Source organism: Erythrobacter sp. NAP1 (genome assembly GCF_000152865.1).
Classification (GTDB): domain Bacteria; phylum Pseudomonadota; class Alphaproteobacteria; order Sphingomonadales; family Sphingomonadaceae; genus Erythrobacter.
In genome coordinates, this window is the sequence record NZ_CH672390.1 from 1,470,366 (window position 1) to 1,483,597 (window position 13,232).

At 62.9% G+C, this 13,232-nt stretch carries 15 protein-coding genes; 11 read left to right on the forward strand and 4 right to left on the reverse strand.

Annotated features, from left to right (window positions below; translation table 11 throughout):
* Window positions 1-12 precede the first annotated feature (12 nt).
* The 5 genes from NAP1_RS06970 (at window position 13) to NAP1_RS06990 (ending at window position 3,627) form a co-directional block, all read left to right on the forward strand.
* The gene (locus tag NAP1_RS06970) at window positions 13-663 is read left to right on the forward strand and encodes an MOSC domain-containing protein (protein ID WP_007164549.1); all 651 of its coding nucleotides are present in this window, start codon (window positions 13-15) and stop codon (window positions 661-663) included.
* A gap of 137 nt (window positions 664-800) precedes the next feature.
* Window positions 801-1,328 (forward strand): glycine zipper 2TM domain-containing protein, encoded by a 528-nt coding sequence (locus NAP1_RS06975; RefSeq protein WP_007164550.1) that lies wholly within the window; start codon window positions 801-803, stop codon window positions 1,326-1,328.
* Window positions 1,329-1,425: 97 nt separating this feature from the next.
* Window positions 1,426-2,214: an SDR family oxidoreductase gene (locus tag NAP1_RS06980; protein WP_007164551.1), complete on the forward strand. Its 789-nt coding sequence runs from the start codon at window positions 1,426-1,428 to the stop codon at window positions 2,212-2,214.
* Window positions 2,211-2,885 carry a cytochrome b/b6 domain-containing protein gene (locus tag NAP1_RS06985; RefSeq protein WP_007164552.1) on the forward strand — a complete coding sequence of 225 codons (675 nt, stop codon included), beginning with the start codon at window positions 2,211-2,213 and terminating at the stop codon, window positions 2,883-2,885. The genes NAP1_RS06980 and NAP1_RS06985 overlap by 4 nt, the downstream gene beginning before the upstream one ends.
* Entirely contained in the window at window positions 2,878-3,627 is a 750-nt protein-coding gene (locus NAP1_RS06990; protein WP_007164553.1) for a molybdopterin-dependent oxidoreductase, read from the forward strand. Before NAP1_RS06985 ends, NAP1_RS06990 begins: the two co-directional genes overlap by 8 nt.
* A gap of 6 nt (window positions 3,628-3,633) precedes the next feature.
* Here the strand turns inward: NAP1_RS06990 and NAP1_RS06995 are convergent, their stop codons facing one another.
* On the reverse strand, window positions 3,634-4,071 hold the full coding sequence (locus tag NAP1_RS06995) for a DUF1801 domain-containing protein (RefSeq protein ID WP_007164554.1): 438 nt from the start codon (window positions 4,069-4,071) through the stop codon (window positions 3,634-3,636).
* A gap of 128 nt (window positions 4,072-4,199) precedes the next feature.
* Between NAP1_RS06995 and NAP1_RS07000 the strand changes: the two genes are divergently transcribed.
* Window positions 4,200-5,534: a cyclopropane-fatty-acyl-phospholipid synthase family protein gene (locus tag NAP1_RS07000; protein ID WP_007164555.1), complete on the forward strand. Its 1,335-nt coding sequence runs from the start codon at window positions 4,200-4,202 to the stop codon at window positions 5,532-5,534.
* A gap of 20 nt (window positions 5,535-5,554) precedes the next feature.
* Here the strand turns inward: NAP1_RS07000 and NAP1_RS07005 are convergent, their stop codons facing one another.
* Complete coding sequence (locus NAP1_RS07005) at window positions 5,555-5,803, reverse strand: hypothetical protein (protein WP_007164556.1); 249 nt, start codon at window positions 5,801-5,803, stop codon at window positions 5,555-5,557.
* A gap of 202 nt (window positions 5,804-6,005) precedes the next feature.
* On the opposite strand from NAP1_RS07005, the gene NAP1_RS07010 reads away from it, so the two are divergent.
* Both NAP1_RS07010 and NAP1_RS07015 read left to right on the forward strand, forming a co-directional pair.
* Window positions 6,006-7,229, forward strand: a complete 1,224-nt coding sequence (locus tag NAP1_RS07010) for an argininosuccinate synthase (protein WP_007164557.1) — start codon at window positions 6,006-6,008, stop codon at window positions 7,227-7,229.
* Between the two features lie 1,019 nt (window positions 7,230-8,248).
* Window positions 8,249-8,863 (forward strand): septal ring lytic transglycosylase RlpA family protein, encoded by a 615-nt coding sequence (locus NAP1_RS07015; protein ID WP_007164558.1) that lies wholly within the window; start codon window positions 8,249-8,251, stop codon window positions 8,861-8,863.
* 27 nt (window positions 8,864-8,890) lie between these two features.
* Here NAP1_RS07015 and NAP1_RS15870 read toward each other — a convergent pair whose 3' ends face one another.
* On the reverse strand, window positions 8,891-9,349 hold the full coding sequence (locus tag NAP1_RS15870; RefSeq protein WP_007164559.1) for a CHRD domain-containing protein: 459 nt from the start codon (window positions 9,347-9,349) through the stop codon (window positions 8,891-8,893).
* A gap of 15 nt (window positions 9,350-9,364) precedes the next feature.
* Window positions 9,365-10,237 (reverse strand): hypothetical protein, encoded by an 873-nt coding sequence (locus tag NAP1_RS15875; protein ID WP_007164560.1) that lies wholly within the window; start codon window positions 10,235-10,237, stop codon window positions 9,365-9,367.
* A gap of 114 nt (window positions 10,238-10,351) precedes the next feature.
* On the opposite strand from NAP1_RS15875, the gene NAP1_RS07030 reads away from it, so the two are divergent.
* From NAP1_RS07030 to NAP1_RS07040, 3 genes are all read left to right on the forward strand, one after another.
* Window positions 10,352-11,521 carry a lipoprotein, putative gene (locus NAP1_RS07030; protein WP_007164561.1) on the forward strand — a complete coding sequence of 390 codons (1,170 nt, stop codon included), beginning with the start codon at window positions 10,352-10,354 and terminating at the stop codon, window positions 11,519-11,521.
* A gap of 113 nt (window positions 11,522-11,634) precedes the next feature.
* Window positions 11,635-12,768 (forward strand): ATP-binding protein, encoded by a 1,134-nt coding sequence (locus NAP1_RS07035; RefSeq protein ID WP_007164562.1) that lies wholly within the window; start codon window positions 11,635-11,637, stop codon window positions 12,766-12,768.
* Window positions 12,761-13,210, forward strand: coding sequence for a response regulator (locus NAP1_RS07040; RefSeq protein ID WP_007164563.1), 450 nt, complete (start codon window positions 12,761-12,763; stop codon window positions 13,208-13,210). The genes NAP1_RS07035 and NAP1_RS07040 overlap by 8 nt, the downstream gene beginning before the upstream one ends.
* Window positions 13,211-13,232: the final 22 nt, after the last annotated feature.

A 13,232-nucleotide genomic window follows, 5' to 3' on the forward strand; every position in this document is an offset into this window, starting at 1 on the left:
GAAGGAACAGCCATGAAACGCACGCTCGAAGCGATCTGCACCGGGACCGCTCGCCCCTTCAACGGCGCGGAATTGAGCGCCTTTGCCAAGTACCCACGCAAGGGCGCTGTGCAGATCCTCGAGGAAGGACTAGCCCCCGACGAACAAGCCGACCGGCGCGTTCATGGCGGGCCGGAAATGGCGCTGCATCTCTACCCGCTCGACCACCACGCATTCTGGCGAGAAACGCTCGGCGATGTCGACCTGCTCGACCATCCCGGCGCGTTCGGGTCGAACCTTGCGGTGAGCGACCTCACTGAAAGCGAGGTGCATATCGGCGACCGCCTCCGGCTCGGCAGCGCGCTGATCGAAGTAAGCCAGCCGCGCCAGCCTTGCTGGAAGATCGAGCACCGTTTCGGCGAGCATTGCAAATCGAAAGGGATGGTGAAGACCATCATCGAAAGCGGGCGCTCAGGCTGGTACTTCCGCGTGCTCGAAATCGGGGAAGCGTGCGCTGGCGACGTACTTGAGCGGACCGAGACGGGCGAGAGCGACTGGACGGTCGCGCGCACTTTCGCGGCGTTGGTCGCGAGCAAGGCTTCGAAAGACGAGCTTGAGGAGCTCGCTGAAATGGAACGACTCGCCCCCAAGCTGCGCGAAAAGGCGCGGGCGAAGTTGATCTGAGATTCGATCCGCTCGTCGCAGCAAGGACGCATCTCGTCTCCCTGACTCGTATTCCAACATTTCGTTCATCCAGCGTTCGGTGAAGATGAACGAACTAGGGCGTGCCTTCACGAACAAGGCCGCAAAGGAACACGACGATGAAAATGATCGCACTGCTTGCCGCCACCGGCTCCCTCGCCGCCATCAGCGCTCCCGCCCAGGCTGCCGAGATCACTCCCGCCCCCGCTCCTGCTATGGATATACAACTGTCATTCGACACCGGCCTCGAGCACGTCGCCTCCTACGGCGACCCGCCGCGTCATGCCCGCGGCTACGGCCGTCGCTACCGTGACCGCTACGATGACGACGATGACGACTATTACGAAGATCGCCGCGACCGGCGGTACGACCGCAGGTACAATCGCCGCGTCTATGATGACCGTGGCCGCTACTACGAGCCGCGCCGACTGCGCCGCGGGGACCGCGTCTGGCGCGGCCGCGACGGACGCTACTACTGCGAGCGCGACAACGGCACGACCGGTCTTGTGATCGGTGCCGGCGTCGGTGCCCTCCTTGGCCGCACCATCGACACCCGCGGCGACCGCACGGTAGGTACGCTGCTCGGCGGTGCGCTGGGCGCAGTCCTGGGCCGCGAGATCGACCGCAGCGACGCACGCTGCCGCTAACCCTCTAAACGCCAACCAGATAAGCGCCGTCCGCAAGTCCCAGCGGGCGGCGCTTTGCTGTGTGCAAAGCGGGTGAGCGCTGATAGGGCTCTGCGTCATGGCTGATGACGCACCCCTCCCCGCCATCCTCATTACCGGAGGCGCCACGCGCATCGGCGCCGAGATCGCGCGCGGCTTTGCTGGCCAAGGCTGGCACGTCGTCATTCACTACCTGAGCTCAGGCGATCAGGCCGGGGCGCTTGCAGGCGAATTGCCGTCCGCTGAGACCGTCCAATGCGACTTGTCGGACGATAACGCCGCCGCCTCTATGATCGAACAAGCGGCAGCCCGTCTCCCCGGCCTTCGTTGCCTCGTCAACTCCGCGTCAGTCTTTCGCTACGACGATGCAACCAAACTCGATCCCGCTACGAATAGAGAAGCGATGCAAGTCAACGCCCTCACCCCTGCCCGCATGGCACAGGCTTTCGTCGCGCATGCGCAAGGTGACGAACCGCGCTGTGTCATCAACGTCACCGACATGAAGATCGAGAACCCGAACCCCGACTTCTTCAGCTACACCATGTCAAAACATGCGCTTGCCTCGACCATCCCGATGATGGCGATGACCGCTCCCGCCGATGCCCGCGTCTACGGCATCGCGCCCGGAGCGATCCTCGCAAGCCACGATCAGAGCGAGGATGAAACCGATGTCTCGCATCGATTGAACCTGCTGGAGCGCAAGACATCGCCGCAAGAGATCGTCGATGCCGCGCTGTTCCTTGCGACCGGCACCTTGAAGAGCGGCACCACGCTCTTCATCGACAGCGGCCAGCACCTGATGGACCAGCCGCGCGACGTTATCTACCTCGCCCGAGAAGAGGCGATGCGGCGGAAGGACAGGGCATGAAGCGCCACGCGCTCTCGACGCGGATCTGGCACTGGATCAACGCGGTCGCCTTCATCGTCCTGTTCGGGTCCGGCCTCACCATCTCGAACGCGCACCGCTATCTCTATTGGGGCGACTATGGCTTCGACCCGGCCGATGCGTGGCTTAGGGTCATGCGCTTCCCGTCCTGGATGACGATCCCCCAACGCTACGACCTTGCCGAGGCGCGCGACTGGCACAACCTGTCGGCATGGATCTTTGCGCTCGCGCTGCTCTTCATGTGGATCGCGAGCCTCATCAACCGTCACTTCTGGCGCGATGTCGCCACCAGCCCGGGCGACTGGTCGCCGCGCCGCTGGCTTGAAGTCATCAAGTCTCACATTTCGGGAGATCACGAACAGCCATCCAAGTTCAACCCGCTGCAACGCATCATGTACGGTTTGGTGCTCGGCATCCTCTTGCCGCTGATGGTCTTCACCGGCCTTGCCATGAGCCCCGGTTTCGAACCGATCGCGCCGTGGCTGGTCGACATTCTCGGTGGTCGTCAGAGCGCGCGCAGCCTCCACTTCCTCGCCGCATGGGCGTTGGCGGGCTTCGCGGTGTTGCATATCCTCCTCGCTCTCATGCCCAGCCAATGGAAGGAGCTTGGTGCGATGATTACCGGGGGCAAGAAGGAGAGCCGACATGGCTGACACCACCCGCCGCGCGATGCTTGCCGGGATGGCCGCGCTTCCCGCCGCCGCCTGCACCGAGCTTGCCCAAACCGGCCCCGCAGGCGATCTGTTCGACGCTGCCGAGGACTGGCACCGCGCCGCGCACCGCGCGCTCGCCAATCGTCAGGCGCTGGCTCCCGAATATGCGCCGGACGAACGCTCTCCCGACATTCGCGGCAACGGATCGCTCACGGTCGACACGCCTGAGTATCGCGAGCAATTGGCGAACGGCTTTGCCGACTGGAGGCTGGATGTCGGCGGGCTGGTTGCAAATCCGCTGATCCTGAGCCTTGCCGATCTCAAAGCCCTGCCTCAGCGCACCCAGATCACCCGCCATGACTGTGTCGAGGGTTGGAGCGCGATTGCCGAATGGAACGGGCCGCAACTTTCACGCCTGCTCGACGAGGCCGGGGTACGCGAGGAAGCCAACTTCATCCTCTTCCGCTGCGCCGACACTCTCTATGGCCGCGCCTATTACGAGAGCGTCGACATGGTCGATGCCTATCATCCGCAGACAATCATCGCGCACCAGCTCAACGGCGAACCCATCCCCGAGAAGAACGGCGCACCGTTAAGAATGCGGATCGAGCGGCAGCTTGGCTACAAGCACGCCAAGTACCTGACCGGCATCGAAGCCGTCGCAAGCTTTGAAGACATCAACGGCGGCAAAGGTGGCTTTTGGGAGGATGTCGGCGACTACCAGTGGTATGCCGGCATCTAGGTCGCACTACTCCGGGTAGATGCGGCCCATAGCCTCCCAATCGGCAGCGATCATGTCTTCAAGCACTTCGAGATCAACGTCTGCCAACTTGTTGATGTAGAGGCAGGATTTGCCCGTTTTGTGCTTGCCAAGCCGCCCAAGCGCTTCCTCGCGCCGCTTTGCGGCGATGTCGTCGCAATAGCCGCCCATGAGATAAAGCGAGTGCTTCGCTTTACGTGGGCTGAAACCTGCCCGCATCCAATGTACGTCGCGCCCACTCGCATAGGTCGTCTTGTATTCGCCAAAGCCGATGATGCTGTCGCCCCACATGCGAGCCTTTTCGCCGGTCACCTTCTCGAACAGGTCGAGCAGTACCCGCGCATCGTCCTGTTTTGCAGGCGGCTCTACCGCGGCGATAAAGTCCTCAACCGGCGCATCGTTCACTTGTGTCTTGGCTTCGCTCATCCCCGTCTCCCCTGACGACACTTTCCTACTCCCGATTGACAGCATAACACAAAGCCAGCCAAACCGGTGTTTGGAGAGACTTTCTTGCTCGTACGGCGCACACTGTTTTCGGGGGATCAATCAGACATATGTGGCTACTCGACAAATTCCTGACCAAGGCAATTCAGCTTGGCCAGCTTATCGTGACGGATCACGATGGCAAAGAGTACACCTACGGACCTGGCGGCGAATACGATCCGCTCGTTGGCGGGCGTGCCGGTCCAATCCGCATCAAGCTGACCAACAAGAAAGCGGCGAACCACATCGTTCGCTATCCGCAGATGGGCGCTGGTGAGGCGTTCATGTGGGGCTGGCTCGTGGTCGAGGAGCCGCACGATATCCGCGACATGATCCTGATGGTGACCATGAACGCCAAACGGCTAGGAGCATCGTCGCTCAAGGCCAAGGGGCCAGTTCGCAAGGCGGTGCAGAAGGTCAAGGCCGCAGTCGACGGGATCAACCTGCGCAGTTCGGCGAGAGCCAATGCCGAGCACACGTACAACCTGACGCGCCAGCTGTATGAGCGTTTCCTCGACGAGGATCGCCAGTATACGATGGCCTATTATCGCGAGGACGATCCCACGCGCACCAGCCTCGAACAAGCGCAGATGGACAAGAAGGCGCACCTTGCCTCCAAGCTCTATCTGAAGCGGCCCGAGGACAATGGCGGCAAGCGCATGCGCGTGCTCGACATCGGCTGCGGCTGGGGCGGCTTCGCGCTGTACCTGCACAAGATGTACGACTGCGAAGTGCTCGGCGTCGCGCTAGCGCCCGACCAGATCGCCTTTTCGAACGAGCGCGCGAAAGAGCTGGGCGTGGACGAACACGTCAAGTTTGAGCTGATGGATTACCGCGACGTTACCGGCGAATTCGACCGTATCTCAAGCGTGGGCCTGCTCGAACATGTCGGCACGATCCACTACCCGCAATTCTTCGAACACACGAACCGCCTGCTCAAGCAGGACGGCGTGATGATCTCGCATTGCTGCGGTCGATCGGGCGCGCCGGGCTACACCGATGCATGGACTCGCAAATACATCTTCCCGGGCGGCTATATCCCGGCGCTCAGCGAGCTTGTGACCGAGAGCGAGAAGAACGGCTGGCAGGTGATGGACGTCGAAGCGATGCGCTTTCACTACAGCCACACGCTTCAAGAATGGTACGCGCGCACCGTCATGCATCAGGCCGAGATCACCGAGATGTATGATGAGGTGTTCTATCGCATGTGGCTGTTCTACCTCGCCGGAGCGGAGCAGAGTTTCCGCAACGGGACGATGGTCAACTGGCAACTGCAATATGTGAAAGACCGGAGCGCCATCCCGATGACTCGCGAATATATGGAGCGCGAAAGCGCGCGCCTGCGCGAGATCGGCGAGATCCCGAGCTGGCGCTTCGATCCAGAGCTTAAGGAAGCGGCGGAGTAGCACTCCGCCGCTCGCAATGGTCAACGGCGGGCGAGCTGCTCTTTGCTGACCATCTTGACCGGGCCGTGATCGTCGAAGTGGTCGCCGTGCATGTGGTGGAGGCGGCCTGCGTGAACGAAGTCCATGTGCGAGCCGTGCTGGTTCATCGTATCATGGCCGCAATCCGCTCCAAGAGCATGATCAGCGTGGTCGGCGTGCAGGATTTCGTCGACATACGCCCCGCTGGCGGCGAAAGCGATCAGGGTGGCGGCGGCGAGCACACTCTTCATCAATTGTCTTCAGTCCGTGATCCCGCACCGCGCATACCAATGACAAACCAGACTGTTACCCCGAATGTCGCGATACGTTAAGACATTGCTCCGCGTTACCCGAGACTTACGCGACTGGATTGCTTCCACCCTCTGCGCTCGGTAAAGCGCCGCATTCCGATTATCCACACGCCGCAAGGCCGCCCATCCGAGTACCTCGACCATGTCCGACATCAAGCGCGTAGTCCTTGCCTATTCCGGCGGCCTTGACACTTCCGTCATCGCCAAGTGGCTGAGTGTCGAGCGCGGGCTCGAGGTGGTCACCTTCACCGCCGACCTTGGACAGGGCGAGGAGATCGAGCCTGCCCGCGAAAAGGCGCGCGCCATGGGCATCCCGGACGAGCACATCTTCATCGAGGACCTGCGCGAGGAGTTCGTGCGCGATTTCGTCTTCCCGATGATGCGCGCAAACGCCCGGTATGAGGGCGACTACCTGCTCGGCACCAGCATCGCCCGTCCGCTCATTTCCAAGCGTCTGGTCGAGATCGCGCATGAGACGGGCGCCGACGCCATCGCTCACGGCGCGACCGGCAAGGGCAACGACCAGGTTCGCTTTGAACTCTCCGCCTACGCGCTCGACCCGAGCATCAAGGTCATCGCTCCCTGGCGCGAATGGGACCTCACCAGCCGGACCGCTCTCATCGCATGGGCCGAAGCGCATCAGATCGCGGTGCCCAAGGACAAGCGAGGCGAGGCACCTTTCTCGACCGACGCGAACCTCTTGCACACCTCGTCCGAAGGCAAGGTACTCGAGGATCCGTGGGAGGAGACCCCGGACTACGTCTACTCGCGTACCGACCACCCAGAGAACGCACCCGACACGCCTGAACACATCGAGATCGGCTTCGAGCGCGGCGATGGAGTGTCGCTGAACGGTCAAGCGATGAGCCCTGCAACCCTCCTCACCGCTTTGAACGACCTTGGCCGCAAGCATGGTATCGGCCGGCTCGACCTCGTCGAAAACCGCTTCGTCGGTATGAAGTCGCGCGGCATGTACGAGACACCGGGCGGCGAGATCTATGCCCGCGCCCATCGCGGTATCGAGCAGATCACTCTCGACCGCGGCGCTGCTCACCTCAAGGACGAGCTGATGCCGAAATATGCGGAGCTCATCTACAATGGCTTCTGGTTCGCGCCCGAGCGCGAGATGCTGCAGGCGGCAATCGACCTCAGCCAGGAGAAGGTGACCGGCACCGTCCGCCTCAAGCTCTACAAGGGGCAGGCCAGCGTCGTGGGCCGCAAGTCGCCGCATTCGCTCTATTCCGAAGCGCACGTGACGTTCGAGGACGATGCGGGCGCATACGACCAGCACGATGCCGAAGGCTTCATTAAGCTCAATGCGCTGCGCCTCAAGCTTCTGGCAGGCCGGGATCGCAAGCGGGACTGACATCGACAATCGCAGCGACTCGCCCATCACCGATTCGCTGTTGCGGCGAGTCGCACCGAGTCGCTCCGAAGCGGATTTCACAGAAGCGTAACATTCGAAAAGCTGCGCTTGCGGCTTCCTGCAAGCGCAACGCTTCGCTGCCTCACTGGTTCCCGCTCAAAGCTGTCCAATGCGATGAACCGTTGAGTTGTCCACCGCTCTCCACAGCTGATCTGGTGAAAAGTGGATAACCCGCTCTTGCATGGCTTGCGAACCAAGCGATTCGGGCGCAGTTTCAAGTTGTCTTCGGAACACAGAAGGCACTGATTGAAGAGCCGCAAGGCACTGAAAACCAGAGCAATTTGGGTTGCGAAGATACGGTGGCTGCTGTCCACGCACTGTCTGAGAGACGGTATGCAGAATGCTCACGCAGGAAGCAAACCGGCTTGTTTGAGGAAAGTGCGAATGCGTTGTCATCGTTAAGGCTGCGATACCGGCAGGCGATAGCTGTAGGAAAGTGCTTTCGAGCACGGAACTGGAGTGTTTGAACCGCCAGCCACTAAGGGATTGCAGCCACGGCCTTCGTCAAGGGGCTGTTAGCGCAAGGAGATGGCTTCGGCCGGACCCATAGCGGGACAGTCACGAAACAAGGTCGGATGCCGGTGCGAGCGCCGGTGACGAACCGCGAAGCAAGGCGGTGCAAGAACGGAAGAGCCCGCAAGGGCCCTGAAGAGACAGCACGGCCGGACGCGGATGAGAAACCGGGCGCCAAGCGCGCAAACGGATGCTGAAGGGGAGGTTCGCCAAACCGGACGCAAAACCGATGCGACCACGCGCTGGTAAGAGTGGGGTCGGCAGCAATGCCGGCCCCATTTGCTTTGTGCCCTCCCCGGCTCTGTCCCTCGATTCCTACTCACATCCCGCGCCTTTCGGTTTGTCGCAAATGTGCCCCAGATCGCGCCAGTCGGAGGCCCGCTAGCGCCGCTTGGAACGGCGCAGATTTGCCTTGTCAGGCTCCTGTCGTGTATCTGACGCCTCCCATGAGACAGCCAGATCGCCTCTTGGACCCGCAGCACCGCAGGGCACGCACGCCGCGTGCAGCATCGCGATTCGTGCTCGCCATCTGTCTTGCGAGCCTTCCGCTGGGGGCCTCGACCGCGCAGCAAACGCTCTACTCTGCGACCAGTCCCGACGCCGCAGCCAGCTACGAAGAGTCCGCCGAGATCGTGCCTTTCGCCGCCCAGTTCACCGACGTGATCGAGCCGCTTGGCCCGGATCTTCAGGACATCGACCTGATGGTACCGCCCGACGCCGTCGATCTCGACACCTTCGAGCCTCCGCGTGGCCCGACAATTCTTCGTGACCTCGGTAGGGGCGTTGCTTCCTATTACGGCCGCCGCTTCCATGGCCGTCGCACCGCCAATGGCGAACGATTCGACATGGGCGCGATGACCGCCGCGCATAAGACCCTGCCCTTCGGCAGTCTCGTTCGCGTCACCAACACCCGCAACGGCAAGAGCGTCACGGTGCGCATCAACGATCGCGGGCCCTTCATACGAGGGCGCACGATCGACCTCAGCCGCGCCGCAGCGCGCGAGATCGGCATGATCTCGCGCGGCCATGCCAGCGTCGAGATGGAGCTGCTGGCGCCCTAAGCGCCCCTCGCCTGTCGGCGCTCGCGCTTAGCTTCCCAGCTGCCCGCGTATAGCGCCCGCCGGAAACTCGGACGTGTGCACGTTGACGTAGTAGTCTTCGTGGTCGCTCGCGATTGCGGCCAGCACCTCGCCATCGACTTCGGTGCAGGTCTCGTCGCCATCCTCTCCGGTCAGTTCGAGCACCACAACGGGCGGCCCGTTTTTGCCTTCCTTGCCCTTGTGGATGTGAGCTGCGGTGAATCCGTCCAGTTCCTCGATCTCGAGGTAGTAGCACAGCGTGCCCGCCTCCATGTCGATCTCGCCTTCGAAGTTGCCGCTGGCATCCTCGCCCGCGCCCTGGTGGCCGACCTCGTTCTCGCCGAACAGCGACGCGCCAAGCGCGTGTGCATGCCCGTCGGCGAGCGCTGCCGGAACGCCGACTATCCCTGCGCCGATCAAGCCTGCGCTGCAGACCGCTGCAATCCGTGCGTTATGCGTGAGTTTCATCGTCCCTCTCCTTGTCTAAGGAGCCTTCAAAATACGCCTCTCTTCTGAGTCGCGGAAGCCGGATTCGCTTTTGCCGTCCGCGCCAGCTTCTGCGCCCGTTTTGCTCAGCATCCACCACTCGGCTTCGCCTGCTTCGAAGGCGGCGAGATGCAGCGCCTCGATCTCCCCTATCTCGTCAGAGGTTTGCGCCAGTTCGCTCAATGGCGGAGCATCGGCGGGGCGTGCATCCTCCATTGCGCACAGCCGCTCTTCAAGCCGTTCAACCGGGAGCTCCTCAACCTCCTCGACCTCCTCGACCTCCTCACCAAGCGGTGTTTCCACCTCAACCTCTTCGCTTGAAGCGCAAGAAGTGGACCGCATGTTACACGGTCCTGGCGCAAAATCGGAAAGGGCTTCTTCGCTCTCATCTTCGGCGGTTTCGAATGCCTCGATTATCGCATCGAAGGAACCTGCAACCACCGCCAAGTCATCACGTTCAGCCAGCCGGTCGAGCCGCGCAAGGTGTGCAAGCAGTAGCCGATCCGAATAGCGCCGCCGCGTGGCGACGACCTCGCCGTGGTAGTAGACCTCTTCCTCGATCCCGTTCATCGCCCGGCTTGCGAGCAGATCTTCGGCCAGTTCGCGCGCGATCAGCATCGCTGCGTCCATGCCGGCGCGAAAGGCGGGCGATGCGCGACGCATGCGGTAGACCGTCTGATGCGAGACCGCCGAGGCTTTCGCTGCCGCGCGCACCTCTCCGCAGTCGGCAAGCTTGCGCAGGAAATCCGCCTGTCGACCCCGCGCAAACCGCAACTGGCCCGAAAACTCGCTGTCGGGCGGCAACATCTCGATGATGGCGGGAAGCGCCTCGGCTGCGGGGATGAACGGGCGCGGGCTTTGTGCTGACATTTCTCTTGGCTCCTTGAAGCGGAGCCAGACCAGCTACACAGATTTGGGCGAGTAGGAAAATGGCGCGTGTCGCTCGCTTGACAAGACGAGGGTCGCCAAGGAAGCATCGCACGCATGAAATCAGCTTTCCTCACGCTCTCGCCTGTCGCTCTTGCCGCGACGTTTCTCGCATCCTGCGCACCCGAAGCGGGAGGGCAGACAACCGACGAAGCGGAGCCCGGCACGCTCATTTCGCAAAGCGCGGTGGGCGAAGGCTCGCTCATCCCCGGTGCGGCGAGCGGGGTGAATTTCACCTACGCCTCGACCAACGGCCTCGACGGGGAAAGCCCGATCACGGTCACCGGCTCGATCTACCTGCCCGAAGGCGAAGCGCCCGAAGGCGGCTGGCCGCTAATCGCGTGGTCGCATGGAACGGTGGGCGTAGCCGATGCCTGCGCTCCGTCGACCAATGGCCGGTCTCAGCGCGATCTCACCTACCTCTCCGGCTGGCTTGAGAAAGGCTATGCCGTGGTCGCAAGCGACTATCAGGGATTGGGGAGCGAGGGCGTCCACCCCTACATGGCCGCCGCGCCGATGGCCTACAGCAATCTCGACGCAATCCGCGCGGTGCAGTCGGGCAATTTCGCTGTTAGCGATGCGGTGGTCGTCACCGGGCAATCACAAGGCGCAGCGGGCGCGATTGCGACCGCAGGCTTTGCCGCCCAATATGCGCCGGAGATCGACCTGCGCGCGATCTCGGCAACCGGCGTCCCGTTCTTCCCGCCTGCCATCCGCGAGATGATGCTGAGCGCGGACCCAAACACGCCGACGCCGCAGAATACCTACACGCTCTACCTGATGATCCTCGCCGAGGAGCTCGACCCGACATTCTCGCTTGAGGAATCGGTCGGCGCGGATGTGTGGCCGACGGTTGCAAAAGCCTATGACCAGTGCGTGTTCGAACTGACCGAGACGGTGATGGAGGAAGGGCTGACCCCCGCCGACATCAACACGCCCGAGGTGCTCAAGCGCCAGCCGATGGTTTTCGGGGCGCTGGAATACCCGACCCTCGCGCTCGGCGTGCCCGCCTTCGTCGGCACGGGCGAGGTCGACACCGTGACCCCGCTCCCGATGCAGCAGGCCTTCGTCCAGGCATCGTGCGCTGCGGGCTCGACCATAGAGGCGCGCACCTATGCCGGGGCAGACCATTCGGGCGGACTGCTGCAATCGATGGACGATGCCGCCGCCTTCGTTACCAAGGCCTTCGCCGGGGAAGAGATCGCGGGCAACTGCCCCACCGGCTAAGCGCCTGTCCTACGTGCCCTTGCGTGGCATGATCGCCACCATTGCTTTGAGATTGCCCGGGTAATGCGTCGTTCTCGGACGACCCACACCATGCCGATCGCAAAGCAGGCACCATGAACCAGCACTTCCCGCCCCTAAGCGTCGTCCCGAGCGAGCTTGCACCCGGCGCAGGCGAGGAGGATGAGGCCTTCACCCTCATCTTCAACAACTCGCCCTACGGCAAGATCATCATCGGCGAGGACGGTATCATCTCCGCCGTCAACGACCTCGCCGTCAAGCTGTTCGGATACGAGAAAGCCGAACTCATCGGCACCAGCATCGACCAGCTCCTGCCCGAGCGGTACCGCCACGACCACGCCTCGAAGCGGGCGCAATATGGCGAGGACCGTTCAGCGCGCGTCATGGGTCAGGGCCGCGACCTCACCGGCCTGCGCAAGGACGGGGTCGAATTCCCGCTCGAGATCGGGCTCACCCCATTCACCACCAGCGAAGGCCCCATGACCTGCGCGGCCATCGTCGACATCACCGAACGCCAGCGCACCGAGCGCCGCCTGCGCGAAGTCAACGCGCAGCTCGAAGAGTTCACCTATGTCGCCTCCCACGACCTGCGCTCTCCCATTCGCGGCATCTCCAACCTCATCGAGTTTATCCGCGAGGATTTCGAGGACGGCCAGCTCGACGGGGTCCTCAAGAACATCGACCGCATGGAAGCCCGCGTCCACTCGGTCGAGAAACTCATCGACGACCTGCTCACCTATGCCCGCGCCGGCAACCGCGCAGTCCAACTCGAACCCACCAGCCTTTCCGAGATCCTCTCCGACATCATCGCGATCGAGGACATCCCGGACGGCTTCGCGGTCAAGGTCGAGGCTTCGGACGAACCCTTCGACGCCGCGCGCACCCCGCTCACGACCGTGCTGCGCAACCTCATCTCCAACGCGATCAAGCACCATGACAGGGACGAAGGCACCGTCACCGTGACCGCGCGGTTGCAGGACAACCAGGCGCTCATCGACATCGCCGACGACGGCCCCGGCATCCCCGAGAACGCGCGCGAGCGGGTGTTCCGCCTGTTCCAGACGCTCAAGGCATCGGAGCGCGGCTCTTCCGGCCTTGGCCTCGCCGTCGCCCAGCGGCTTGCGACCGGACATGGCGGCCAGCTCGATCTCGTCCCCTCCATCACCGAACGCGGCACCACCTTCCGCCTCACCTGGCCCCGTTTCACAAGGACCGACCTCAATGCATGACACCCTGACGCAAGCGCCCCACACCCGCGAACCGCGCATCCTCATCATCGACGACGACGACATCTACTCCGAGCTGGTCGAGCGCGCCCTGCGCAAGGCCGCCCCCGATATCAGTGTTGTCGCCGCCGAGGACGGTCAGGAGGGCATCGATGTGCTCACCGGACGCGCCGCCAATCCGTGCGAGAAGCCGCTTGTCATCCTGCTCGACATCAACATGCCGCGCATGAACGGCTTCGAGTTCCTCAAGGAGATCCGCGCGAAGCCCGAACTGCGCAACCACGTCGTCTTCATGTTCACCACCTCCGAGGCCGAGGAGGACCGCGACCGCGCCTACGACTTCGGCGTCGCGGGCTACATCGCCAAATCGCGCGTGGGCCCGCAAATGGCGGGCATGACCGAGCTCTTGAAGTCCTACGCCTCGACCGTGATCCTGCCCGGGTAGCGAGACCTCTCGCGGCGCACGC

Bases quoted from the DNA above. Each gene is read 5' to 3' on its own strand.
- NAP1_RS15870 (WP_007164559.1), bottom strand. From the start codon at position 9,349: ATGAAACTCACGCATAACGCACGGATTGCAGCGGTCTGCAGCGCAGGC.
- NAP1_RS07030 (WP_007164561.1), top strand. From the start codon at position 10,352: ATGAAATCAGCTTTCCTCACGCTCTCGCCTGTCGCTCTTGCCGCGACG.
- NAP1_RS07035 (WP_007164562.1), top strand. From the start codon at position 11,635: ATGAACCAGCACTTCCCGCCCCTAAGCGTCGTCCCGAGCGAGCTTGCA.
- NAP1_RS07040 (WP_007164563.1), top strand. From the start codon at position 12,761: ATGCATGACACCCTGACGCAAGCGCCCCACACCCGCGAACCGCGCATC.
- NAP1_RS06985 (WP_007164552.1), top strand. From the start codon at position 2,211: ATGAAGCGCCACGCGCTCTCGACGCGGATCTGGCACTGGATCAACGCG.
- NAP1_RS06980 (WP_007164551.1), top strand. From the start codon at position 1,426: ATGGCTGATGACGCACCCCTCCCCGCCATCCTCATTACCGGAGGCGCC.
- NAP1_RS07005 (WP_007164556.1), bottom strand. From the start codon at position 5,803: ATGAAGAGTGTGCTCGCCGCCGCCACCCTGATCGCTTTCGCCGCCAGC.
- NAP1_RS07010 (WP_007164557.1), top strand. From the start codon at position 6,006: ATGTCCGACATCAAGCGCGTAGTCCTTGCCTATTCCGGCGGCCTTGAC.
- NAP1_RS15875 (WP_007164560.1), bottom strand. From the start codon at position 10,237: ATGTCAGCACAAAGCCCGCGCCCGTTCATCCCCGCAGCCGAGGCGCTT.
- NAP1_RS07000 (WP_007164555.1), top strand. From the start codon at position 4,200: ATGTGGCTACTCGACAAATTCCTGACCAAGGCAATTCAGCTTGGCCAG.
- NAP1_RS06970 (WP_007164549.1), top strand. From the start codon at position 13: ATGAAACGCACGCTCGAAGCGATCTGCACCGGGACCGCTCGCCCCTTC.
- NAP1_RS07015 (WP_007164558.1), top strand. From the start codon at position 8,249: ATGAGACAGCCAGATCGCCTCTTGGACCCGCAGCACCGCAGGGCACGC.
- NAP1_RS06990 (WP_007164553.1), top strand. From the start codon at position 2,878: ATGGCTGACACCACCCGCCGCGCGATGCTTGCCGGGATGGCCGCGCTT.
- NAP1_RS06975 (WP_007164550.1), top strand. From the start codon at position 801: ATGAAAATGATCGCACTGCTTGCCGCCACCGGCTCCCTCGCCGCCATC.
- NAP1_RS06995 (WP_007164554.1), bottom strand. From the start codon at position 4,071: ATGAGCGAAGCCAAGACACAAGTGAACGATGCGCCGGTTGAGGACTTT.